Origin of the sequence: Xaviernesmea rhizosphaerae (genome assembly GCF_001938945.1) — a bacterium.
GTDB lineage: Bacteria > Pseudomonadota > Alphaproteobacteria > Rhizobiales > Rhizobiaceae > Xaviernesmea > Xaviernesmea rhizosphaerae.
In genome coordinates this window covers 126,941-145,454 of the sequence record NZ_MKIO01000029.1, presented here as the reverse complement: position 1 = coordinate 145,454, position 18,514 = coordinate 126,941, and the positions used below count along the sequence as shown (strand labels likewise).

18 protein-coding genes are annotated in these 18,514 nt (G+C 64.1%); 16 read left to right on the top strand and 2 right to left on the bottom strand.

The window, feature by feature from the left end:
- Window positions 1-203: 203 nt before the first annotated feature.
- The 16 genes from BJF92_RS11470 to BJF92_RS11390 all read left to right on the top strand — a co-directional run bounded on the left by BJF92_RS11470 (window position 204) and on the right by BJF92_RS11390 (window position 16,363).
- Window positions 204-1,832 (top strand): CTP synthase, encoded by a 1,629-nt coding sequence (locus BJF92_RS11470; RefSeq protein WP_075634877.1) that lies wholly within the window; start codon window positions 204-206, stop codon window positions 1,830-1,832.
- Between the two features lie 187 nt (window positions 1,833-2,019).
- Complete coding sequence (locus BJF92_RS11465) at window positions 2,020-2,592, top strand: transglycosylase SLT domain-containing protein (protein WP_075634876.1); 573 nt, start codon at window positions 2,020-2,022, stop codon at window positions 2,590-2,592.
- A 394-nt stretch (window positions 2,593-2,986) separates the two neighbouring features.
- Complete coding sequence (locus BJF92_RS11460; protein WP_075634875.1) at window positions 2,987-3,889, top strand: VOC family protein; 903 nt, start codon at window positions 2,987-2,989, stop codon at window positions 3,887-3,889.
- Window positions 3,890-3,891: 2 nt separating this feature from the next.
- A complete protein-coding gene (kdsA, locus tag BJF92_RS11455; protein WP_143524004.1) occupies window positions 3,892-4,731 on the top strand; it encodes a 3-deoxy-8-phosphooctulonate synthase in 840 nt (279 codons plus the stop codon).
- 121 nt (window positions 4,732-4,852) lie between these two features.
- A complete protein-coding gene (eno, locus tag BJF92_RS11450; protein WP_075634873.1) occupies window positions 4,853-6,127 on the top strand; it encodes a phosphopyruvate hydratase in 1,275 nt (424 codons plus the stop codon).
- A 261-nt stretch (window positions 6,128-6,388) separates the two neighbouring features.
- A complete protein-coding gene (locus tag BJF92_RS11445; RefSeq protein ID WP_075635032.1) occupies window positions 6,389-6,697 on the top strand; it encodes an FtsB family cell division protein in 309 nt (102 codons plus the stop codon).
- Between the two features lie 402 nt (window positions 6,698-7,099).
- Entirely contained in the window at window positions 7,100-8,143 is a 1,044-nt protein-coding gene (gene pdhA, locus BJF92_RS11440; protein ID WP_075634872.1) for a pyruvate dehydrogenase (acetyl-transferring) E1 component subunit alpha, read from the top strand.
- Between the two features lie 18 nt (window positions 8,144-8,161).
- A complete protein-coding gene (locus BJF92_RS11435) occupies window positions 8,162-9,562 on the top strand; it encodes a pyruvate dehydrogenase complex E1 component subunit beta (RefSeq protein WP_075634871.1) in 1,401 nt (466 codons plus the stop codon).
- A 15-nt stretch (window positions 9,563-9,577) separates the two neighbouring features.
- Entirely contained in the window at window positions 9,578-10,930 is a 1,353-nt protein-coding gene (locus BJF92_RS11430) for a pyruvate dehydrogenase complex dihydrolipoamide acetyltransferase (protein ID WP_075634870.1), read from the top strand.
- Window positions 10,931-11,233: 303 nt separating this feature from the next.
- Window positions 11,234-11,488, top strand: coding sequence for a hypothetical protein (locus tag BJF92_RS11420; protein ID WP_075634868.1), 255 nt, complete (start codon window positions 11,234-11,236; stop codon window positions 11,486-11,488).
- A gap of 61 nt (window positions 11,489-11,549) precedes the next feature.
- Window positions 11,550-12,194: an SGNH/GDSL hydrolase family protein gene (locus BJF92_RS11415; protein WP_075634867.1), complete on the top strand. Its 645-nt coding sequence runs from the start codon at window positions 11,550-11,552 to the stop codon at window positions 12,192-12,194.
- A gap of 168 nt (window positions 12,195-12,362) precedes the next feature.
- Window positions 12,363-13,808: a dihydrolipoyl dehydrogenase gene (gene lpdA / locus BJF92_RS11410; RefSeq protein WP_075634866.1), complete on the top strand. Its 1,446-nt coding sequence runs from the start codon at window positions 12,363-12,365 to the stop codon at window positions 13,806-13,808.
- Between the two features lie 95 nt (window positions 13,809-13,903).
- Window positions 13,904-14,152: a GlsB/YeaQ/YmgE family stress response membrane protein gene (locus BJF92_RS11405; RefSeq protein WP_075634865.1), complete on the top strand. Its 249-nt coding sequence runs from the start codon at window positions 13,904-13,906 to the stop codon at window positions 14,150-14,152.
- An 86-nt stretch (window positions 14,153-14,238) separates the two neighbouring features.
- Window positions 14,239-15,246 carry a lipoyl synthase gene (gene lipA, locus BJF92_RS11400; protein WP_143524003.1) on the top strand — a complete coding sequence of 336 codons (1,008 nt, stop codon included), beginning with the start codon at window positions 14,239-14,241 and terminating at the stop codon, window positions 15,244-15,246.
- An 88-nt stretch (window positions 15,247-15,334) separates the two neighbouring features.
- Window positions 15,335-15,907, top strand: a complete 573-nt coding sequence (locus BJF92_RS11395; RefSeq protein WP_075634864.1) for a P-loop NTPase family protein — start codon at window positions 15,335-15,337, stop codon at window positions 15,905-15,907.
- Between the two features lie 9 nt (window positions 15,908-15,916).
- The gene (locus BJF92_RS11390; protein ID WP_075634863.1) at window positions 15,917-16,363 is read left to right on the top strand and encodes a type II toxin-antitoxin system RatA family toxin; all 447 of its coding nucleotides are present in this window, start codon (window positions 15,917-15,919) and stop codon (window positions 16,361-16,363) included.
- A 157-nt stretch (window positions 16,364-16,520) separates the two neighbouring features.
- Here the strand turns inward: BJF92_RS11390 and BJF92_RS11385 are convergent, their stop codons facing one another.
- Window positions 16,521-17,024 carry a CinA family protein gene (locus BJF92_RS11385; RefSeq protein ID WP_075634862.1) on the bottom strand — a complete coding sequence of 168 codons (504 nt, stop codon included), beginning with the start codon at window positions 17,022-17,024 and terminating at the stop codon, window positions 16,521-16,523.
- Entirely contained in the window at window positions 17,021-18,235 is a 1,215-nt protein-coding gene (locus tag BJF92_RS11380) for a bifunctional 2-C-methyl-D-erythritol 4-phosphate cytidylyltransferase/2-C-methyl-D-erythritol 2,4-cyclodiphosphate synthase (protein WP_075634861.1), read from the bottom strand. The genes BJF92_RS11385 and BJF92_RS11380 overlap by 4 nt, the downstream gene beginning before the upstream one ends.
- Between the last annotated feature and the right edge of the window lie 279 nt (window positions 18,236-18,514).

The following is an 18,514-nucleotide window of genomic DNA, read 5'->3' as shown; positions in this document are numbered from 1 at the left end:
GCGGGAGACCTGAGGACGCTGCGGCGCAAGCCGTTCCGGGCGAAGATCCGGACGGCGGGAGTCTTCGGTCGCGTTGTCCTGACGTGTTGGGCCCGCAAATGGGGGCCCTGCGCGCACGGGGAAAGGCCGGGAACGCCGCATCGCGGCGTTTTCCCGTTTTTTAGGTGGCGGAATCAAACGTGAAAAGGTATCCGGTTAAGCCCATGGCGCGATATGTCTTTATCACTGGCGGCGTGGTTTCTTCCCTTGGCAAGGGAATCGCGGCCGCTGCTCTCGGCGCGTTGCTGCAGGCTCGGGGTTACCGGGTCCGGCTTCGCAAACTCGACCCCTATCTCAATGTCGATCCCGGCACGATGAGCCCGACCCAGCACGGCGAGGTCTTCGTGACCGATGACGGCGCGGAAACGGACCTCGATCTCGGCCATTACGAGCGCTTCACCGGCCGCTCGGCCACCAAGACCGACAACATCACCACCGGCCGCATCTACAAGAACATCATCGACAAGGAACGGCGCGGCGACTATCTGGGTGCCACCGTCCAGGTCATCCCGCACGTCACCAACGAGATCAAGGCCTTCGTCACCGAGGGCAACGAAGACTATGACTTCGTGATCTGCGAGATCGGTGGCACGGTCGGCGACATCGAGGCCATGCCCTTCATGGAGGCGATCCGCCAGCTCGGCAACGACCTGCCGCGCGGCACGGCCGTCTATGTCCACCTGACGCTGATGCCTTATATCCCGGCGGCCGGCGAGCTGAAGACCAAGCCGACCCAGCATTCGGTGAAGGAACTGCAGGCACTCGGCATTCACCCCGACATCCTGCTGGTGCGGGCCGATCGCGAGATCCCCGAGGCCGAGCGGCGCAAGCTGTCGCTGTTCTGCAATGTCCGCCCCTCGGCCGTGATCCAGGCGCTCGACGTTGCCTCCATCTACGACGTGCCGATCGCCTATCATCGCGAAGGCCTCGATTCGGAAGTGCTCGCCGCCTTTGGTATCGAGCCGGCGCCCATGCCGCGCCTGGACGCCTGGGACGACGTGGCCGACCGCATCCGCACGCCGGAAGGCGAGGTGACCATCGCCATCGTCGGCAAATATACCGGGCTCAAGGATGCCTATAAGTCGCTGATCGAAGCGCTTTACCACGGCGGCATCGCCAACCGGGTGAAGGTCAAGCTGGAATGGATCGAGTCCGAGATTTTCGAGAAGGAAGATCCGGCGCCCTATCTGGAAAAAGTCCACGGCATTCTCGTGCCGGGCGGCTTCGGCGAGCGCGGCTCCGAGGGCAAGATCAATGCGGCGCGTTTTGCCCGTGAGCGTCAGGTGCCCTATTTCGGCATCTGCTTCGGCATGCAGATGGCCGTGGTGGAAGCCGCCCGCAATCTCGCTGGCATCGAAAAGGCTTCCTCCACCGAGTTCGGCCCCACGCAGGAGCCGGTGGTCGGCCTGATGACCGAATGGATCAAGGGCAATGAGCTGCAGAAGCGCACGGCGGCCGGCGACCTCGGCGGCACCATGCGTCTCGGCGCCTATCAGGCCAGCCTGAAGAAGGACAGCAAGATCGCCGAGATCTACGGCGCAACCGCGATCTCCGAGCGTCATCGCCACCGCTACGAGGTCAATGTCGACTACAAGGACCGGCTGGAAAGCTGCGGGATGGTCTTTGCCGGCATGTCGCCCGATGGCGTCCTGCCTGAGACCGTCGAATATCCCAACCATCCCTGGTTCATCGGCGTGCAGTATCACCCCGAGCTGAAGAGCCGGCCCTTCGATCCGCATCCGCTGTTTGCGAGCTTCGTCGAAGCGGCGCTGGAGCAGAGCCGGCTGGTCTGATCGCAAGGCTTATCAATGCATCGTGTCAACGGGGTCTTCCTGGCAGGGAGGGCCCCGTTTCCGTTTGGCCGCGTCCTTGCGTCGGGCGCTCGCTCGGCGGCTGCCATCCCCAAGCCTGCGGAGTGGCTCAAAACCTTCCCTTAATCTTTACGCTCTATTCATCACGGGTCCATGAGGGATGAGAGCGATGCGTATTGTGTTGATTGTCGTTCTGCTGGCGCTTGCCGGCTGTGCGACCGCTCCCAGAAATATCCAGAACGCCTGTGCGATCTTCGATCAGCGCGACGGGCTCTTCAACAATTGGGAGCGTTCGGCCCGCGCCGCCTCGCGCGAATATGGTGTGCCCGTTCCGATCCTGATGGCGACGATCTATGTCGAATCGGGCTTCCGGCCCTATGCCCGGCCGCCGCGCCGCTACATTCTCGGCTTCATCCCCTGGGGGCGTGTCTCCACTGCCTATGGCTATTCCCAGGCTCTGGATGGCACCTGGGAGCATTACCGCCGCGCGACAGGCAACTGGAGCGCCCGGCGCAGCAATTTCTCCGACGCCGTCCATTTCGTCGCCTGGTATCACAACTTCAATCACCAGAAGAACGGCATCGCGCTCACCGATCCCTATAATCTCTATCTCGCTTATTACTCGGGCCATGTCGGCTATGCCCGCGGCACCTGGCGCAATGATGCCGGTGTGCGCCGCGCGGCCGCAAAGGCGACCTCGATCGCCCGCAACTATTCGACCCAGCTGCGCCGCTGCCGGTAACACCAGGCGTCGATGACGGGAGCCGGCAGGATGGCTCTGCGCCTCTTTCGGTCACAGGAGTGTGATCGTCGTACCGACATGATTCGCAAGCACGGACTGACATCGCGGTGTCCTCATGCCGGCGCGCCGTCCACCTGCCCGCAGCGTGGCACCCGGGTGAAACCTTGTCCTGCACAATATGGATCGATTTGATTCAGGAGGAGCGCGCTGAGGTCCTCGCCAAAGCCGCGTGCGCTGCAACACATGCCTTGAATTGTTCACCCGAAGATGCCAAGCACAGAAAGAGGGCTGAGGGGAGGCTGCGCTAGTGTCGCAGCGGCAGGCCGAACGCCCCGCCGGGCGCTTCGCACGCGAGAAGACTTTCAGAACCCGGACCAGCGAGAGGACGCGCAGAATGGCATCAGCACCGTCGATGACAGGGCAGCCCCGCCGTCTTGATCATCTCGTGCTGCCGGTCGAAAGCCTGGATGCCTCGCGCCGGCGGATGGAAGCCATGGGCTTCACCGTGGCCGCCGATGCCCAGCATCCCTTCGGCACGGAAAATGCCTGCGTCTTCCTGGCCGACGGCACCTATCTGGAACCGCTCGCCATCGCCTCGCGCGAGGACTGCGAGGCCGCCGCGCGCGCCGGCAATGTCTTCGTGGCGCGCGACCAGGCCTTCCGCTTCCGCAGGGGGCCGGAGGGTCTTTCCGCTCTCGTGGTCTCGTCAGAGGATGCGCAGGCCGATGACCGGCGCTTCCACGCGGCCGGGATCAGCGCCGGCGCGCCGCTCGACTTCTCCCGCATCATGCGCCTGCCCGATGGCAGCGAGGGCACCGGCAGCTTTCGCCTCGCCTTTGCCGCGGATCTGCGCGCACCTGACATGTTCTTCTTCGCCTGCCAGCGGCTGCAATCGCTTCCCTCGGACAGGACGGCGCTGGAGCGCCACGCCAATGGCGTTACCGGCATTGCCCGCGTGGTTTTGACCGAAGACAATCCAAGCGATTTTCAGTATCTGCTGCAGGAAATCTTCATGCAGCGCCATGTTGCCGCCCAGTCCTTCGGCATGGATCTGGAAGCCGCCAACGCAGCGGTCTCCGTGCTGACGCCCGAGGCGGTGCAGGCCTTTTTCGGCGAGGCGGGACGACTGGAGGGCGAGCGCGGCCTGCGCGGCTTTGCCGTCGTCTTCCGTGTCGCCAGCCGGGCGCAGCTCGAAGACACGTTGCGGGCAGGGGATGTGGCCTTCCGCAGCCTCGGTCCGCTCATCATCGTCCCGCCCGCTTCGGGCCAGGGCGTTCTATTTGCTTTTGGAGAATGACCATGCAGACCAACGCCACCGTGACCGCCGGCGCGGGAGAAAAGGCGGTCGCCTTTTCCAACAGCCAGCCGCTGTCGCTGATCGCCGGTCCCTGCCAGATGGAAAGCCGCGACCATGCCTTCATGATCGCCGGCACGCTCGCCGAACTCTGCGCCAAGCTCGGCATCGGCCTAGTCTACAAGTCCTCCTTCGACAAGGCCAACCGCACCTCGCTTTCCGGCAAGCGGGGCATCGGCCTTGATGCGGCGATGGAGATCTTCGCCGATCTCAAGGCTGAATTCGGTTTTCCGGTCCTGACCGACATCCACACGGAAGAACAGTGCGCTCTGGTTGCCGAGACCGTGGACATTCTGCAGATCCCGGCCTTCCTGTCGCGCCAGACCGACCTTCTGGTCGCCGCCGCCAAGACCGGCCGCGTCATCAACGTCAAGAAGGGGCAGTTCCTCGCGCCCTGGGACATGAAGAACGTGCTGGCCAAGTTCACCGAGAGCGGCAATCCGAACGTGCTCTTGTGCGAGCGCGGCGCCTCCTTCGGTTACAACACGCTGGTCTCCGACATGCGTTCCCTGCCGATCATGGCCGCGCTCGGCGCGCCCGTGGTTTTCGACGCCACCCATTCCGTGCAGCAGCCGGGCGGGCAGGGCGGCTCGACCGGGGGCCAGCGGGAATTCGTGGAAACGCTGGCGCGTGCCGCCGTTGCCGTGGGGGTTGCCGGCGTCTTTATCGAGACGCATGAGGATCCGGACCATGCGCCTTCGGATGGTCCCAACATGGTGCATCTGAAGGACATGCCGCGCCTGCTCGAAACGCTGATGGCCTTCGACGCCGTGGCCAAGCGCTGATCTTTCCCGGCAACGCCCGTCGTTCCGGCTTTCATCCGCACGTCATCAAACACGTGCCACTTCACCGCCGGCTGCATGCCGGTATTCGTCAGCCAAAAGGCTTCAATCAGGAAAGAGATCCATGACCGCAATCATCGATATCGTCGGACGCGAAATTCTCGACAGCCGCGGCAACCCCACTGTTGAGGTCGACGTCTATCTGGAAGACGGCAGCTTCGGCCGCGCCGCCGTTCCCTCGGGCGCCTCCACCGGCGCGCATGAAGCCGTGGAACTGCGCGACGGTGGCTCGCGCTATCTCGGCAAGGGCGTCGAGCGCGCCGTCGAAGCCGTCAACGGCGAGATCTTCGAAGCGGTCGGCGGCCTCGACGCCGAAGACCAGATCCATGTCGACCAGACCATGATCGAGCTCGACGGCACGCCGAACAAGGCTCGCCTCGGCGCCAATGCCATCCTCGGCGTTTCGCTCGCCGTCGCCAAGGCCGCTGCCGAATCCTCCGGCCTGCCGCTCTACCGCTATGTCGGCGGCCCGAATGCCCGCATCCTGCCCGTGCCGATGATGAACATCATCAATGGCGGCGCCCATGCCGACAACCCGATCGACTTCCAGGAATTCATGATCGTGCCGGTCGGCGCCGAAACCATCCGCGACGCCGTTCGCATGGGCTCGGAAGTGTTCCACACGCTGAAGAAGCAGCTGGCCGCCGACGGTCACAACACCAATGTCGGCGACGAAGGCGGCTTCGCCCCCGGCCTCGCTTCGGCTCCGGCCGCGCTCGACTTCATCATGTCCTCGATCGAAAAGGCCGGCTACAAGCCGGGCGAAGACATGTTCATCGCGCTCGACTGCGCCTCGACCGAATTCTTCAAGGACGGCAAATACGTTCTGGAAGGTGAAGGCCGCACGCTCGAATCGGAAGCCATGGCCGAATACCTGGCCGAACTCGTCGGCAAGTACCCGATCTTCTCGATCGAGGACGGTATGGCCGAAGACGACTGGAACGGCTGGAAGATCCTGACCGACAAGATCGGCGCCAAGGTCCAGCTCGTCGGCGACGACCTGTTCGTCACCAACTCCGCCCGCCTGCGCGACGGCATCAAGATGGGCGTCGGCAATTCGATCCTCGTCAAGGTCAACCAGATCGGCTCGCTCTCTGAAACGCTCGACGCCGTCGAGACCGCGCACAAGGCCCGCTACAGCGCCGTCATGTCGCACCGCTCGGGCGAGACCGAGGATTCGACCATTGCCGACCTCGCCGTCGCCACCAATTGCGGACAGATCAAGACCGGCTCGCTGGCCCGTTCGGACCGCACCGCCAAGTACAACCAGCTGATCCGCATCGAAGAGCAGCTGGGCCCGCAGGCCCGCTATGCCGGCCGCTCGATCCTGAAGGGCTGAGCTTCGACCGGATGAGGGAGGGTTGGGGCCAGCCCCGATCCTCTTACTTTCATGGCTTGCGCCGCCTTGTCGGCGGTCTTGGCCGGCGGGTTTTGCCCGCCGGCTTTTTGTTGCCCGTCTGGGCGAGCGATGTTGAGGGAGGGCCGCGACGGCGCGGTCCTCGGCATGGTCAACGCTCGGTTAATCTCTCCCCCGTAATGTCGCCTGAGAACCAAAGGGTGTGTCCCGGCGGATCGGTTTTGCGTAGGGCCCAGAATGGCGATGTGGACCAAACATCACAAGAAACGTTACCTCGGACGTCTCGCCATGCCGGCGATCACCGCCGTCTTCCTCACCTATTTCGGCTATCATTCCATCCATGGCGAATTCGGCCTGGAGTCCACCGAGCGCTTCAACCAGCAACTCGTGGATCGCAAGGCGCGCCTGGCCGTGCTGGTGGAGAAGCGCCAGACGATCGAGAAGGAAGTCGCACTTCTGAGCGACGGCTCGCTGGAACGCGACATGCTGGACGAGCGCGCCCGCTTCGCCTTGAACATGTCTCGCGCGGACGAGATCGTGATTTTCCACTGAAAATGGAATTAACCTTTTTCCAGTTAATCACAAAAAACAATTTTTAATCAATCGATTAGTCTAGGCAAAGCCTTCAATCTTCCCCATTGCTGTTGTGCGCGACTTTGCTTATTGTGTGCGCGGAACCTTATCCGACCGGATAGGGGCGCTGCATGTCATCTGGCATGTGGAGGGCGGCGCGGACTGGCGGGATCGGATCTCCTCAGACGGTGCTTAGCCGGCCACCTGCCGTGACTTGCCGATGGTGGGGAAGCCCACCCGAGGCAAGGGATGCGTGTGTGCCGGCTTTCCTTCTTCCCCTCTGCGCTATAGGGTGGTTGTAAAGGCCTGCGAACAAGCTGCGCCGGTTGCCGGGTTCCGTTCGGGTAAGGCTCTCTCAGGCAAACCACAAGGGAGGATTGCATGGCTTCGCGAAATACCGCGTCCGTATCCAGCCGCAAGACAGGTTCAAAAAGCATCGATGAGTTTGCGCCTGGCGCGATCGTGGAGTTCGACCGCGATCAGGAGCTGAAGGCCTATCGCGAGATGCTCCTCATCCGCCGTTTCGAGGAGAAGGCCGGCCAGCTCTATGGCATGGGCTTCATCGGCGGCTTCTGTCACCTCTATATCGGCCAGGAGGCCGTCGTCGTCGGCATGCAGCTGGCGCTGAAGGAAGGTGACCAGGTCATCACCGGCTATCGCGACCACGGCCACATGCTGGCCTGCGGCATGAGCGCGCGCGGCGTGATGGCTGAGCTGACCGGGCGTCGGGGCGGCCTGTCCAAGGGCAAGGGCGGCTCCATGCACATGTTCTCCAAGGAGAAGAATTTCTACGGCGGCCACGGCATCGTCGGCGCCCAGGTGTCGCTCGGCACCGGGCTGGCCTTTGCCAATGCCTATCGCCAGAACGACAATGTCTCTCTCGCCTATTTCGGCGACGGCGCGGCCAACCAGGGCCAGGTCTATGAGAGCTTCAACATGGCGGCACTCTGGAAGCTGCCGGTGATCTACATCATCGAGAACAACCGCTACGCCATGGGCACCTCGGTCGCCCGCGCGTCTGCCGGCGTCGACTTCTCCCAGCGCGGCACCGCCATCGGCATCCCCGGCCTCCAGGTGGACGGCATGGATGTGCGCGCCGTCAAGGCCGCTGCCGATGCAGCCGTGGCGCATTGCCGCGACGGCAAGGGCCCGATCATCCTCGAAATGCAGACCTACCGCTATCGCGGTCACTCCATGTCCGACCCGGCGAAATACCGCTCCAAGGATGAAGTGCAGAAGATGCGGTCGGAGCATGATCCGATCGAGCAGGTGAAGGCGCGCCTCCTGGAAAAGGGCTGGGCGAGCGAAGATGAGCTGAAGGCGATCGACAAGGATGTGCGCGACATCGTCGCCGACAGTGCCGATTTCGCCCAGGCCGATCCGGAGCCGGATGTATCCGAGCTCTACACCGACATCCTGCTTTGATCCGACGAGGACGCCATCATGCCCGTTGAAATTTTGATGCCCGCGCTTTCGCCGACGATGGAAGAGGGCACGCTCTCCAAGTGGCTGAAGAACGAAGGTGACAAGGTCACGTCAGGCGATGTCATCGCCGAGATCGAGACCGACAAGGCGACCATGGAAGTCGAAGCCGTTGACGAAGGCGTCATCGGCAAGCTTCTGGTGGCCGCCGGCACCGAGAATGTGAAGGTCAACACGCCGATCGCCCTGCTGCTGCAGGACGGCGAGAGCGCCGACGCGGCCGCGGCTCCGAAGGCCGATGCCGATACGCCGGCCGCTGCGGCCGACAGCACCGGCGGCAAGGCCCGCGAGGCTGCCGCTGAAACGCCCGTCGCCGCCAAGGTTCCGGCAGCGCCCAAGGTCGATGTCGCCGCCGATCCGGACATTCCGGCCGGCACGGAAATGGTGCCGACGACCGTGCGCGAAGCGCTGCGCGACGCCATGGCCGAGGAAATGCGCCGCGATCCCGACGTCTTCGTCATGGGTGAGGAAGTCGCCGAATATCAGGGCGCCTACAAGATCACGCAGGGCCTGCTGCAGGAATTCGGCGACCGCCGCGTCGTCGATACCCCGATCACCGAGCACGGCTTTGCCGGCGTCGGCGTGGGTGCGGCCATGGCCGGCCTGAAGCCGATCGTCGAGTTCATGACCTTCAACTTCGCCATGCAGGCGATCGACCAGATCATCAACTCCGCCGCCAAGACGCTCTATATGTCCGGCGGCCAGATGGGTGCGCCGATCGTCTTCCGCGGTCCGAACGGTGCCGCTGCGCGCGTCGGCGCCCAGCACAGCCAGGACTATGCCGCCTGGTACAGCCAGATCCCGGGCCTGAAGGTCATCCAGCCCTATACGGCTGCCGACGCCAAGGGCCTGCTGAAGGCCGCGATCCGCGATCCGAACCCGATCATCTTCCTGGAAAACGAAATCCTCTACGGCCAGACCTTCGACGTGCCGAAGCTGGATGATTTCGTGCTGCCGATCGGCAAGGCCCGCATCCACCGTCCGGGCAAGGACGTGACCATCGTCTCCTGGGGCATCGGCATGACCTATGTGGTCAAGGCGCTGGCCGAGCTGGAGAAGGACGGCATCGACGCCGAAGTGATCGACCTGCGCACCATCCGCCCGATGGATCTGCCGGCCGTGATCGAATCGGTGAAGAAGACCGGCCGCCTGGTCACCGTCGAGGAAGGCTTCCCGCAGTCCTCCGTCGGCGATTTCATCGCCAACCGCGTCCAGCAGGAGGCCTTCGACTATCTCGATGCGCCCGTGATCACCATTGCCGGCAAGGACGTGCCGATGCCCTACGCCGCCAATCTGGAAAAGCTGGCCCTGCCGAATGTCGGCGAGGTCGTCCAGGCGGTGAAGGCAGTCTGCTACAAGTAACGGGGAGGGCATCTCATGCCGATCAACATCACGATGCCCGCCCTCTCTCCCACCATGGAGGAGGGCAACCTCGCCAAGTGGCTGGTGAAGGAAGGCGACAAGGTCAAGGCCGGCGATGTCATCGCCGAGATCGAGACCGACAAGGCGACCATGGAAGTGGAAGCCGTCGATGAGGGCACGATCGCCAAGATCGTCGTTCCCGCCGGCAGCGAGGCCGTCAAGGTCAATGCGCTGATCGCCATTCTCGCCGAAGACGGCGAGGATGTCGGCGCGGCGGCCTCAGGTGGCGGCGCTTCGCCCGCCCAGGCGCAGGCCCAGGACGTCAAGTCGGATCAGGTGGCGGTTTCGGCCGCACCCGCATCGTCGGAAGCCAAGCCGGCCGCTGCGGCGCCGGCCAAGGCCGAGGGCGGCGCGCGCACCTTCTCCTCGCCGCTGGCCCGGCGTCTGGCCAAGGAAGCCGGTCTCGACATCGCCGCCATTTCGGGCTCCGGCCCGCATGGCCGCGTGGTCAAGAGCGATGTGGAAAAGGCCGTTGCCGGCGGCGCCAAGCCGGCGCCTGCCACTGCTGCCGCTCCGGCCCCGGCCGCCGCTGCTCCGGCCGCCGCAGCCCCCGCCAGCGCGCCCAAGGGCATGTCCGACGAAGCGGTTCTCAAGAACTTCGCCGAAGGCTCCTACGAGCTCGTGCCGCATGACGGCATGCGCAAGACCATCGCCAAGCGCCTGCAGGAATCCAAGCAGACCATCCCGCATTTCTATGTCTCGCTCGATTGCGAGCTGGATGCGCTTTTGGCTTTGCGGACCCAGCTCAACGCTTCGGCACCCGAGAAGGACGGCAAGCCTGCCTTCAAGCTCTCGGTCAACGACATGGTGATCAAGGCCCTGGCGCTCGCCCTGCGCGACGTTCCGGATGCCAACGTCTCCTGGACCGACAGCGCCATGGTCAAGCACAAGCATGCCGATGTCGGCGTGGCGGTCTCCATTCCCGGCGGCCTGATCACCCCGATCGTGCGCTCGGCCGAGCTGAAGAGCCTGTCGGCCATCTCCAACGAGATGAAGGACCTCGGCGCCCGCGCCAAGGGCCGCAAGCTGAAGCCGGAAGAGTACCAGGGCGGTACCACCGCCGTTTCCAACATGGGTATGATGGGCGTCAAGAACTTCGCCGCCGTCGTCAACCCGCCGCATGCGACGATCCTGGCGGTCGGCGCAGGCGAGGAGCGCGTGGTGGTCAAGAAGGGCGAGATGAAAATCGCCAATGTCATGACCGTGACCCTCTCGACCGACCATCGCTGCGTCGATGGCGCGCTCGGCGCCGAACTGCTCGGAGCTTTCAAGCGCTACATCGAAAACCCGATGAGCATGCTGGTCTGATGCCAAAGGTTGGGGACGTTAATGCGCGTTCTCAACAAGTGATGGGCGACACTGGTCGCCCATCAACGACCCATTACAATCAGCGGATCTGGAAGATGAAGTGCCTGCTCTGTGGCGTCGAGTATGGCGCGAACGGGTGCGATTGCCATATCCGCAAATGTCCGTCTTGCCAACAGGGAAGTCCATCTGAGCCATTGCCCTGAAGCTCGCTGTTCATCAAAGAGATGGAAGCGTGAAAATCTTTTCGGATATCTTATCTCTTGCTGAGAGACGGACAACGCGCGGGTTTTAGGAGCCAACGTGATGGCAAATGAGCCGGAAAGCATGATCATCCCTCTGTTGCGTGAGATTCGCGGCGAAATCGATCGGCGCTTTGAAGAGGTTCGCGGAGAGTTTGTTGATCTGAGACAGCGACTGGACAAGCTGGAAAGCGGCCAGAAAACCATCCGCCAGGCCCTGACCGCCGATACGATGATGTCGAAATTCGTGACCGGCGATTTCGAAGAGCGAATCTTCGAACTTGAGCGCAAGGTCGAGGCGCTGACGAAGGGCCAATGAACGGCCATGAACGGGCTGCGCGGCCATCCGCAGTGTTGCCGGCAAACGCCCGGCGGGGAGCATGATGAAAACAGTTCTTTGCTATGGCGACAGCCTGACGTGGGGGTACAGCGCCGAAAGCCTTGGCCGGCACGACTTCGCCGATCGCTGGCCAAGCGTGCTCGCCGCGGCGCTTGGGCCGGAGGTCACTGTGATTGCCGAGGGGCTGAACGGGCGCACGACGGCCTATGACGATCATCTGGCCGATTGCGACCGCAATGGCGCGCGCATCCTGCCGACCATCCTCCACAGCCATGATCCGCTCGACCTCGTCATCATCATGCTCGGCGCCAACGACATGAAGCCGGTGATCTGCGGGCAGGCCTTCGGTGCGGTTCAGGGCATGGAGCGGCTGATTGAGCTGGTGCGCCATCATGCCTGGTCCTTCGGCCGGGACGAGGGCCCGGAGATCCTGATCGTTTCCCCGCCGCCGCTCTGCGAGACCGCCAATTCCGCCTTTGCCGCCATGTTTGCCGGCGGGGTCGAGCAGTCGGCCATGCTGGCCTCGCTCTATCGCGATCTCGCCGACGAGAAGGGCTGCGGCTTCTTCGATGCCGGCTCGGTGGCCCGCACCACCCCGCTCGACGGCGTGCATCTGGATGCGGAGAACACCCGCGCGCTGGGTCGCGCGCTGGAGCCGGTGGCGCGGATGATGCTGGGGCTTTAGCCCCACGCAGGCCCGGCCTCGGCCGGCGCCGATGAACAAGCAGGCATCGCTGCCGCCAAGGCTGCGCGATGGCACCGGAGCGGGCTTGCCGCTCCATGAGACAGCTCCGCCCGCGCCTTGCGAGGCCGCCGGCGGGGAGAAGAACAACGCCAAGGAGTGGAAGCGCTCATGTCGAATGCCTATGACGTCATCATCATCGGGTCGGGCCCCGGCGGCTATGTCACCGCCATCCGCTCCGCCCAGCTCGGCCTGAAGACGGCAATCGTCGAGCGCGAGCATCTGGGCGGCATCTGCCTGAACTGGGGCTGTATCCCGACCAAGGCGCTGCTGCGCTCGGCCGAGATTCTCGACCATGCCAACCATGCCAAGAGCTTCGGCCTGACGCTCAACGGCACCATGACCGCCGATGTCAAGGATGTGGTCGCCCGTTCGCGCGGCGTGTCGCAGCGCCTGAACGGCGGCGTCGGCTTCCTGATGAAGAAAAACAAGATCGACGTGATCTGGGGCGAGGCCAAGCTGACCAAGCCCGGCGAGATCGTGGTCGGCGCCTCCTCCAAGCCGGTGGTGCAGCCGCAGAACCCCGTGCCGAAGGGCACGCTGGGCCACGGCACCTACACCGCCAAGCACATTATCGTCGCCACCGGCGCCCGTCCGCGCGCCCTGCCGGGCATCGAGCCGGATGGCAAGCTGATCTGGACCTATTTCGAGGCGATGAAGCCCGATTTCATGCCGAAGTCGATCGTCGTCATGGGCTCCGGCGCCATCGGCATCGAGTTCGCCTCCTTCTATCGCTCCATGGGCGTCGATGTCACCGTCGTCGAGCTGATGGCCAATATCATGCCGGTCGAGGATGCGGAGATCTCCACTTTCGCCCGCAAGCAGCTGGAAAAGCGCGGGCTGAAGATCATCACCGAAGCCAAGGTCTCCAAGGTCGAGAAGGGCGGCAATTCCATCACCGCCCATGTCGAGACCAAGGACGGCAAGGTGCAGCAGATCGTGGCCGACCGTCTGATCTCCGCCGTCGGCGTTCAGGGCAATATCGAGGGCCTCGGCCTGGAGACGCTCGGCGTCAAGACCGATCGCGGCTGTATCGTCATCGACGGCTATGGCAAGACCAACGTTCCCGGCCTCTATGCGATCGGCGACGTTGCCGGCCCGCCAATGCTCGCCCACAAGGCCGAGCATGAAGGCGTCATCTGCATCGAGAAGATCGCCGGCCTGCCGCATGTCCATCCCATGGACAAGGCCAAGATCCCCGGCTGCACCTATTGCAACCCGCAGGTCGCCTCCGTCGGCCTGACGGAAGCCAAGGCGAAGGAACAGGGACGCGAGATCCGCGTCGGCCGCTATTCCTTCGCTGCCAATGGCAAGGCCATTGCACTCGGTGAAGACCAGGGCATGATCAAGACCATCTTCGACAAGAAGACGGGCGAACTGATCGGTGCGCATATGGTCGGCGCCGAAGTCACCGAGCTGATCCAGGGCTTCGTCGTCGCCATGAACCTGGAGACGACGGAAGAAGAGCTGATGCACACGATCTTCCCGCATCCGACTCTCTCGGAAATGATGAAGGAAAGCGTGCTTGACGCCTATGGGCGCGTGCTGAACGCCTGATCGCCCGCGGGCGACATCAGCCTTGACGCCGCTGGCCCTGTTCCCCACCTGGGGGCCGGGCCGGTGGCAGACCGGATCGAGCAAAGGGGAAGATGATGGAAGGCGTGGGCCTTTTCGGAACGATTATCGTCGGCGGTCTGGCCGGTTGGCTGGCCGGGATTCTGATGGATCTGCGCTTCGGCGTGCTGATGAACATCATCATCGGTATTCTCGGCGCGGCGCTCGGCAGCGCCATCTTCGACCGGATGCATGTCTTCATCATGCCCGGTTGGTGGGGCTATCTGGTCACGGGTTTCGTCGGCGCGTGCATTCTGCTATTTCTCGCAAAACTCGTGCGGCGCTGATCCGTCAGCGCCCCGTCGCGCCGTGAGCGACACGGCGGTTTCCCCTCTCCGGCGCGCAGGACGCGCGCTTTGAAAGCAGGTCCTTCATGGTCACGATCCTGGATCGCACCCATCTGGCAAAGGCAGCGGACGCCCAGGCGGCGGCTGGCGACGAGGCCAAGCGCGTGCGCCACCCCGAAAAGGCGCATCGGCCCGATACAGAGGTCATGCGCAAGCCGGACTGGATCCGGGTGAAGGCGCCGACCTCCAAGGGCTATGTCGAGACCCGCTCGATCGTGAAGAGCCACAAGCTCGTCACCGTGTGCGAAGAGGCCGGCTGCCCGAATATCGGCGAGTGCTGGGACAAGAAGCACGCCACCTTCATGATCATGGGCGAGATCTGCACCCGCGCCTGCGCCTTCTGCAATGTCGCCACGGGACGGCCGAATGCGCTGGACCAGGACGAGCCGGAAAACGTCGCCAAGGCCGTCAAGCAAATGGGCCTGTCGCATGTGGTCATCACCTCGGTCGACCGTGACGATCTGGAAGACGGCGGCGCCGAACATTTCGAGAAGGTGATCTGGGCGATCCGCGCGGCCTCGCCCTCGACAACCATCGAAATCCTCACGCCCGACTTCCTGAAGAAGCCGGGCGCGCTGGAGCGGGTCGTGGCCGCCAAGCCCGACGTCTTCAACCACAATATGGAGACGGTCGCCGGCAATTACCTGACCGTGCGCCCCGGCGCGCGCTATTTCCACTCCATCCGGCTGTTGCAGCGGGTGAAGGAGCTGGATCCAACCATGTTCACCAAATCCGGCATCATGGTGGGCCTCGGCGAGGAGCGCAACGAAGTGCTCCAGCTGATGGACGACCTCAGGACCGCCGATGTCGACTTCCTGACGATCGGCCAATATCTGCAGCCGACGCGCAAGCACCACAAGGTCGAGCGCTTCGTGACCCCCGACGAGTTCCAGTCCTACGAGACGGTCGCCTACACCAAGGGCTTCCTGATGGTGGCCTCCAGCCCGCTGACGCGCTCGTCCCACCATGCCGGCGACGATTTTGCCCGGCTGCGGGCGGCGCGGGAGAAGAAGCTGCTCGCAGCCGCGGAGTAACGCGCGCGGTAACGACCCTGCTGCAAAAGCCTGTGCCGGCTTCGGTCGGAGCGGGGGCTTGTAACAGCTTCTTCCGGGAGCGCGCCTTATGTCGGTTCACTCCATCACGCCTGAAGACGCGGCGCGCCGCCTGCCTGACTGCCAGCGTATTCTCGTCATTGGCTGCTCGGGCGGCGGAAAATCGACGCTTTCCCTGGCGCTCTGCCGACGCTTCGGCCTGCCCTTTCTGTCGATGGACCGCGATTTCTTCTGGCTGCCGGGGTGGGTCAAGCGCGAGAAGGCTGGGGAGCGGGCGCTGATTGCCGAAGCGGTCGCGCAGCAGCGCTGGCTGATGGACGGCACGGGGAGCTCGAGCATGGATCTGCGGCTGCCGCGCGCGGATCTGGTGATCTGGGTGCGCATGCCGCGCTGGCTCTGCCTCTATGGCGTTTTCAGCCGTGCCCTGCGCCATCGTGGCGGGACCCGGCCAGAAATGGCGCCCGGCTGCCTGGAACAGTTTCCGGACCGCGAATTCCTCTCCTATATCTGGCATTTCGAGAAACGGTTTTCGCCGCTCATCCTTAAGGCGCTGCAGCATTATGCGCCGGACTGCCGGGTTCTCATCCTGAAAAGCCGCGGCGAAACGGCGCGGCTGCTTGATCTTATCTCCCACCCCGACTAACTGGCGTCCATGCCGAAGTTTGAAACGAAACGTGTCGTCCCGCACTCCCCGGAGCAGATGTTCGATCTTGTCGCCGATGTGGAGCGCTACCCGCAATTCCTGCCGCTCTGCGAAGCGCTGGCCGTGCGATCGCGCAAGGAGCGCGATGGCAAGGAGCTGCTCGTCGCGGATATGACCGTCGGCTACAAGGCCATTCGCGAGACCTTCACCACGCAGGTGCTGCTGAATGCCGCCGCGCGGGAAATCGACGTGAAATATATCGACGGCCCCTTCCGCTATCTCGACAATCGCTGGCGCTTCGAGCCGACGCCTGAGGGCGGCTGCACGGTGGTCTTCTACATCGATTACGAGTTCAAGAACCGCATCCTGGGCGCCCTGATGGGGTCGATGTTCGACCGCGCCTTCCGCATGTTCGCGGAAGCTTTCGAGAAGCGGGCCGACGCGATCTATCGCTGAGGTGCAACTGCTTCCCGGTTGCGGGTCTTATACCAAGTGTCGATGATAGGAACCTATAGAGCATCGGACCGAAAAGTGCGAACCGGGTTTCGGGGAAATCCGATGCAAAAACAAAATCCTGTAGCATCAGACTTCGTGCGATTTTCAGTCCTGCGCTCTAGCGCTCGGGTATCAACTCTACAAGCAGTTCGAGTGCCGTCTCGACGGTTGCAAGGCGAATGCCGGTGCGGCCAAGGTCGCCATAGCGCATCTCCAGGTGCAGAATCTCGCCCTGGCGGTTCACCGCGGCCAGATGCACCAGCCCGACAGGCTTTTCGGCACTGCCGCCGCCCGGGCCGGCAATGCCGGTGACCGCAACCGCCGCAAAGGCCTGGGAGGCTGCCAGCGCGCCGGCGGCCATCTCCAGCGCTGTCTCGCGCGAGACGGCGCCATGGCGCGCCAGCGTCTCCTCGCGCACGCCGATCAGCTCCTGCTTGGCCGCGTTGCTGTAGGTGACGAAGCCGCGATCCACGACCTTGGAGGAGCCGGCGACATCGGTGAGCAGGCCGGCGATCAGCCCGCCGGTGCAGGATTCGGCTGTCGCCACCATCAGGCCGCGCGCGGCATAGGTGGCGATGACCTCTGCGGCGAGGCGCTCGAGCGGTTCGGGAAAGAGGCTCATGCAGGCTCCGGCGGATAAAAGACAGAGGCGGTGGCAATGGCGGCGATGCCTTCGCGGCGGCCGACGAAGCCGATCGTCTCATTGGTCGTCGCCTTGACCGAGCAGCGATCGATCGAAATGGCCAGCATCTCGGCAAGACGGGCCCGCATCGTCTCGCGGTGCGGCCCGATCTTCGGCGCTTCGGCAATCAGCGAGATATCGGCGTTGAGGATGACACCGCCTTTGTCGCGCACGATCCGCGCGGCGTGCTCCAGGAAGATGCGCGACGGCGCGCCCCGCCACTGCGGATCGGAGGGCGGGAAATGATCGCCGATATCGCCGGCGCCGCAGGTGGCCAGCAGTGCATCCGTCAGGGCATGCAGGGCCACATCGGCATCGGAATGGCCGAGCAGCGCCTGGTCGTGGGGAATGAAGACGCCGCACAGCGTCACGCCATCGCCCGCCACCAGTCTGTGAACGTCATAGCCGTTGCCGGTGCGGATGTCGGGAATGGCGGGGGTGGCAAGCCGCTGGTCGGCCATGTCGATATCCTTCTTCACGGTCAGTTTGACATTGCCCGCATCGCCCTCGACCAGGCGGACGGCAAGGCCGGCCCATTCGGCAATGCCGGCATCGTCGGTGAAATCCTGGCCGCCATCGGCCGCCGCCGCTTCATGCGCGGCGAGGATCGCGTCGAGGTCGAAGCTCTGCGGGGTCTGCGCGGCAAACAGGCCGGCCCGCGGCACCGTGGCGCTCACCAGGGCCTGCGCGTCGCCGCGCTTCAGCGTGTCGGCCACCGCTACGGCGGGAAGCACGGCCTTGTCGCCCTGCGCCAGCGCGGCGGCGCAGCGCTCCAGCAGGGCCGCATCGAAAAACGGGCGGACGCCGTCATGGATCATCACATGGGTCACGTCTGGCGCCTGCTGGCGAAGCGCCCTGAGCCCGGCCAGAACGGAAGCCTGCCGGGTCGCGCCCCCATGCACGCGCATCACCGGCATGGCGATGCGGCTTATCTCTAGGGCATGGTCGAACAGCGCGTCATCATCCAAGTGGGTCACGGCGACGAGGCAGGCGGTGCCGGGCCAGGCCGCGAAGCGGCGCAGCGTGTGGCTGATCACGGGCGCGTCGCCGATCCTGCGATATTGTTTCGGCCCGCCTTCCTGGCCGGCGCGCTCGCCCCGGCCTGCGGCCACCACGACAATGCCGATCTGAAGCTGTTTCTTTGCCTGCATGCTCTGTGCTAAATCCCCGCGCAATGGCCGCCCGGACAGGGCCGGGCTTGCGTCTCTATAGAGCACCATGGCGGTACTTGGGAGGCGAATTCGCTCCAGCCCGCACCACAGCCGCGCCGGCGTTCCTGCCGGCTGCATCTCGGCCCGTTGCCCATCTCTTGTCCAGGCTGGCCGCGGATCACAGAGCCCGCGTGAAACGAATGACCTTATTCGCGCAATTGCTGCGGAAATTATCGCAAATCCCCGGAAAAGCGCTTGGCAAGCTTTCAATCCATGTCT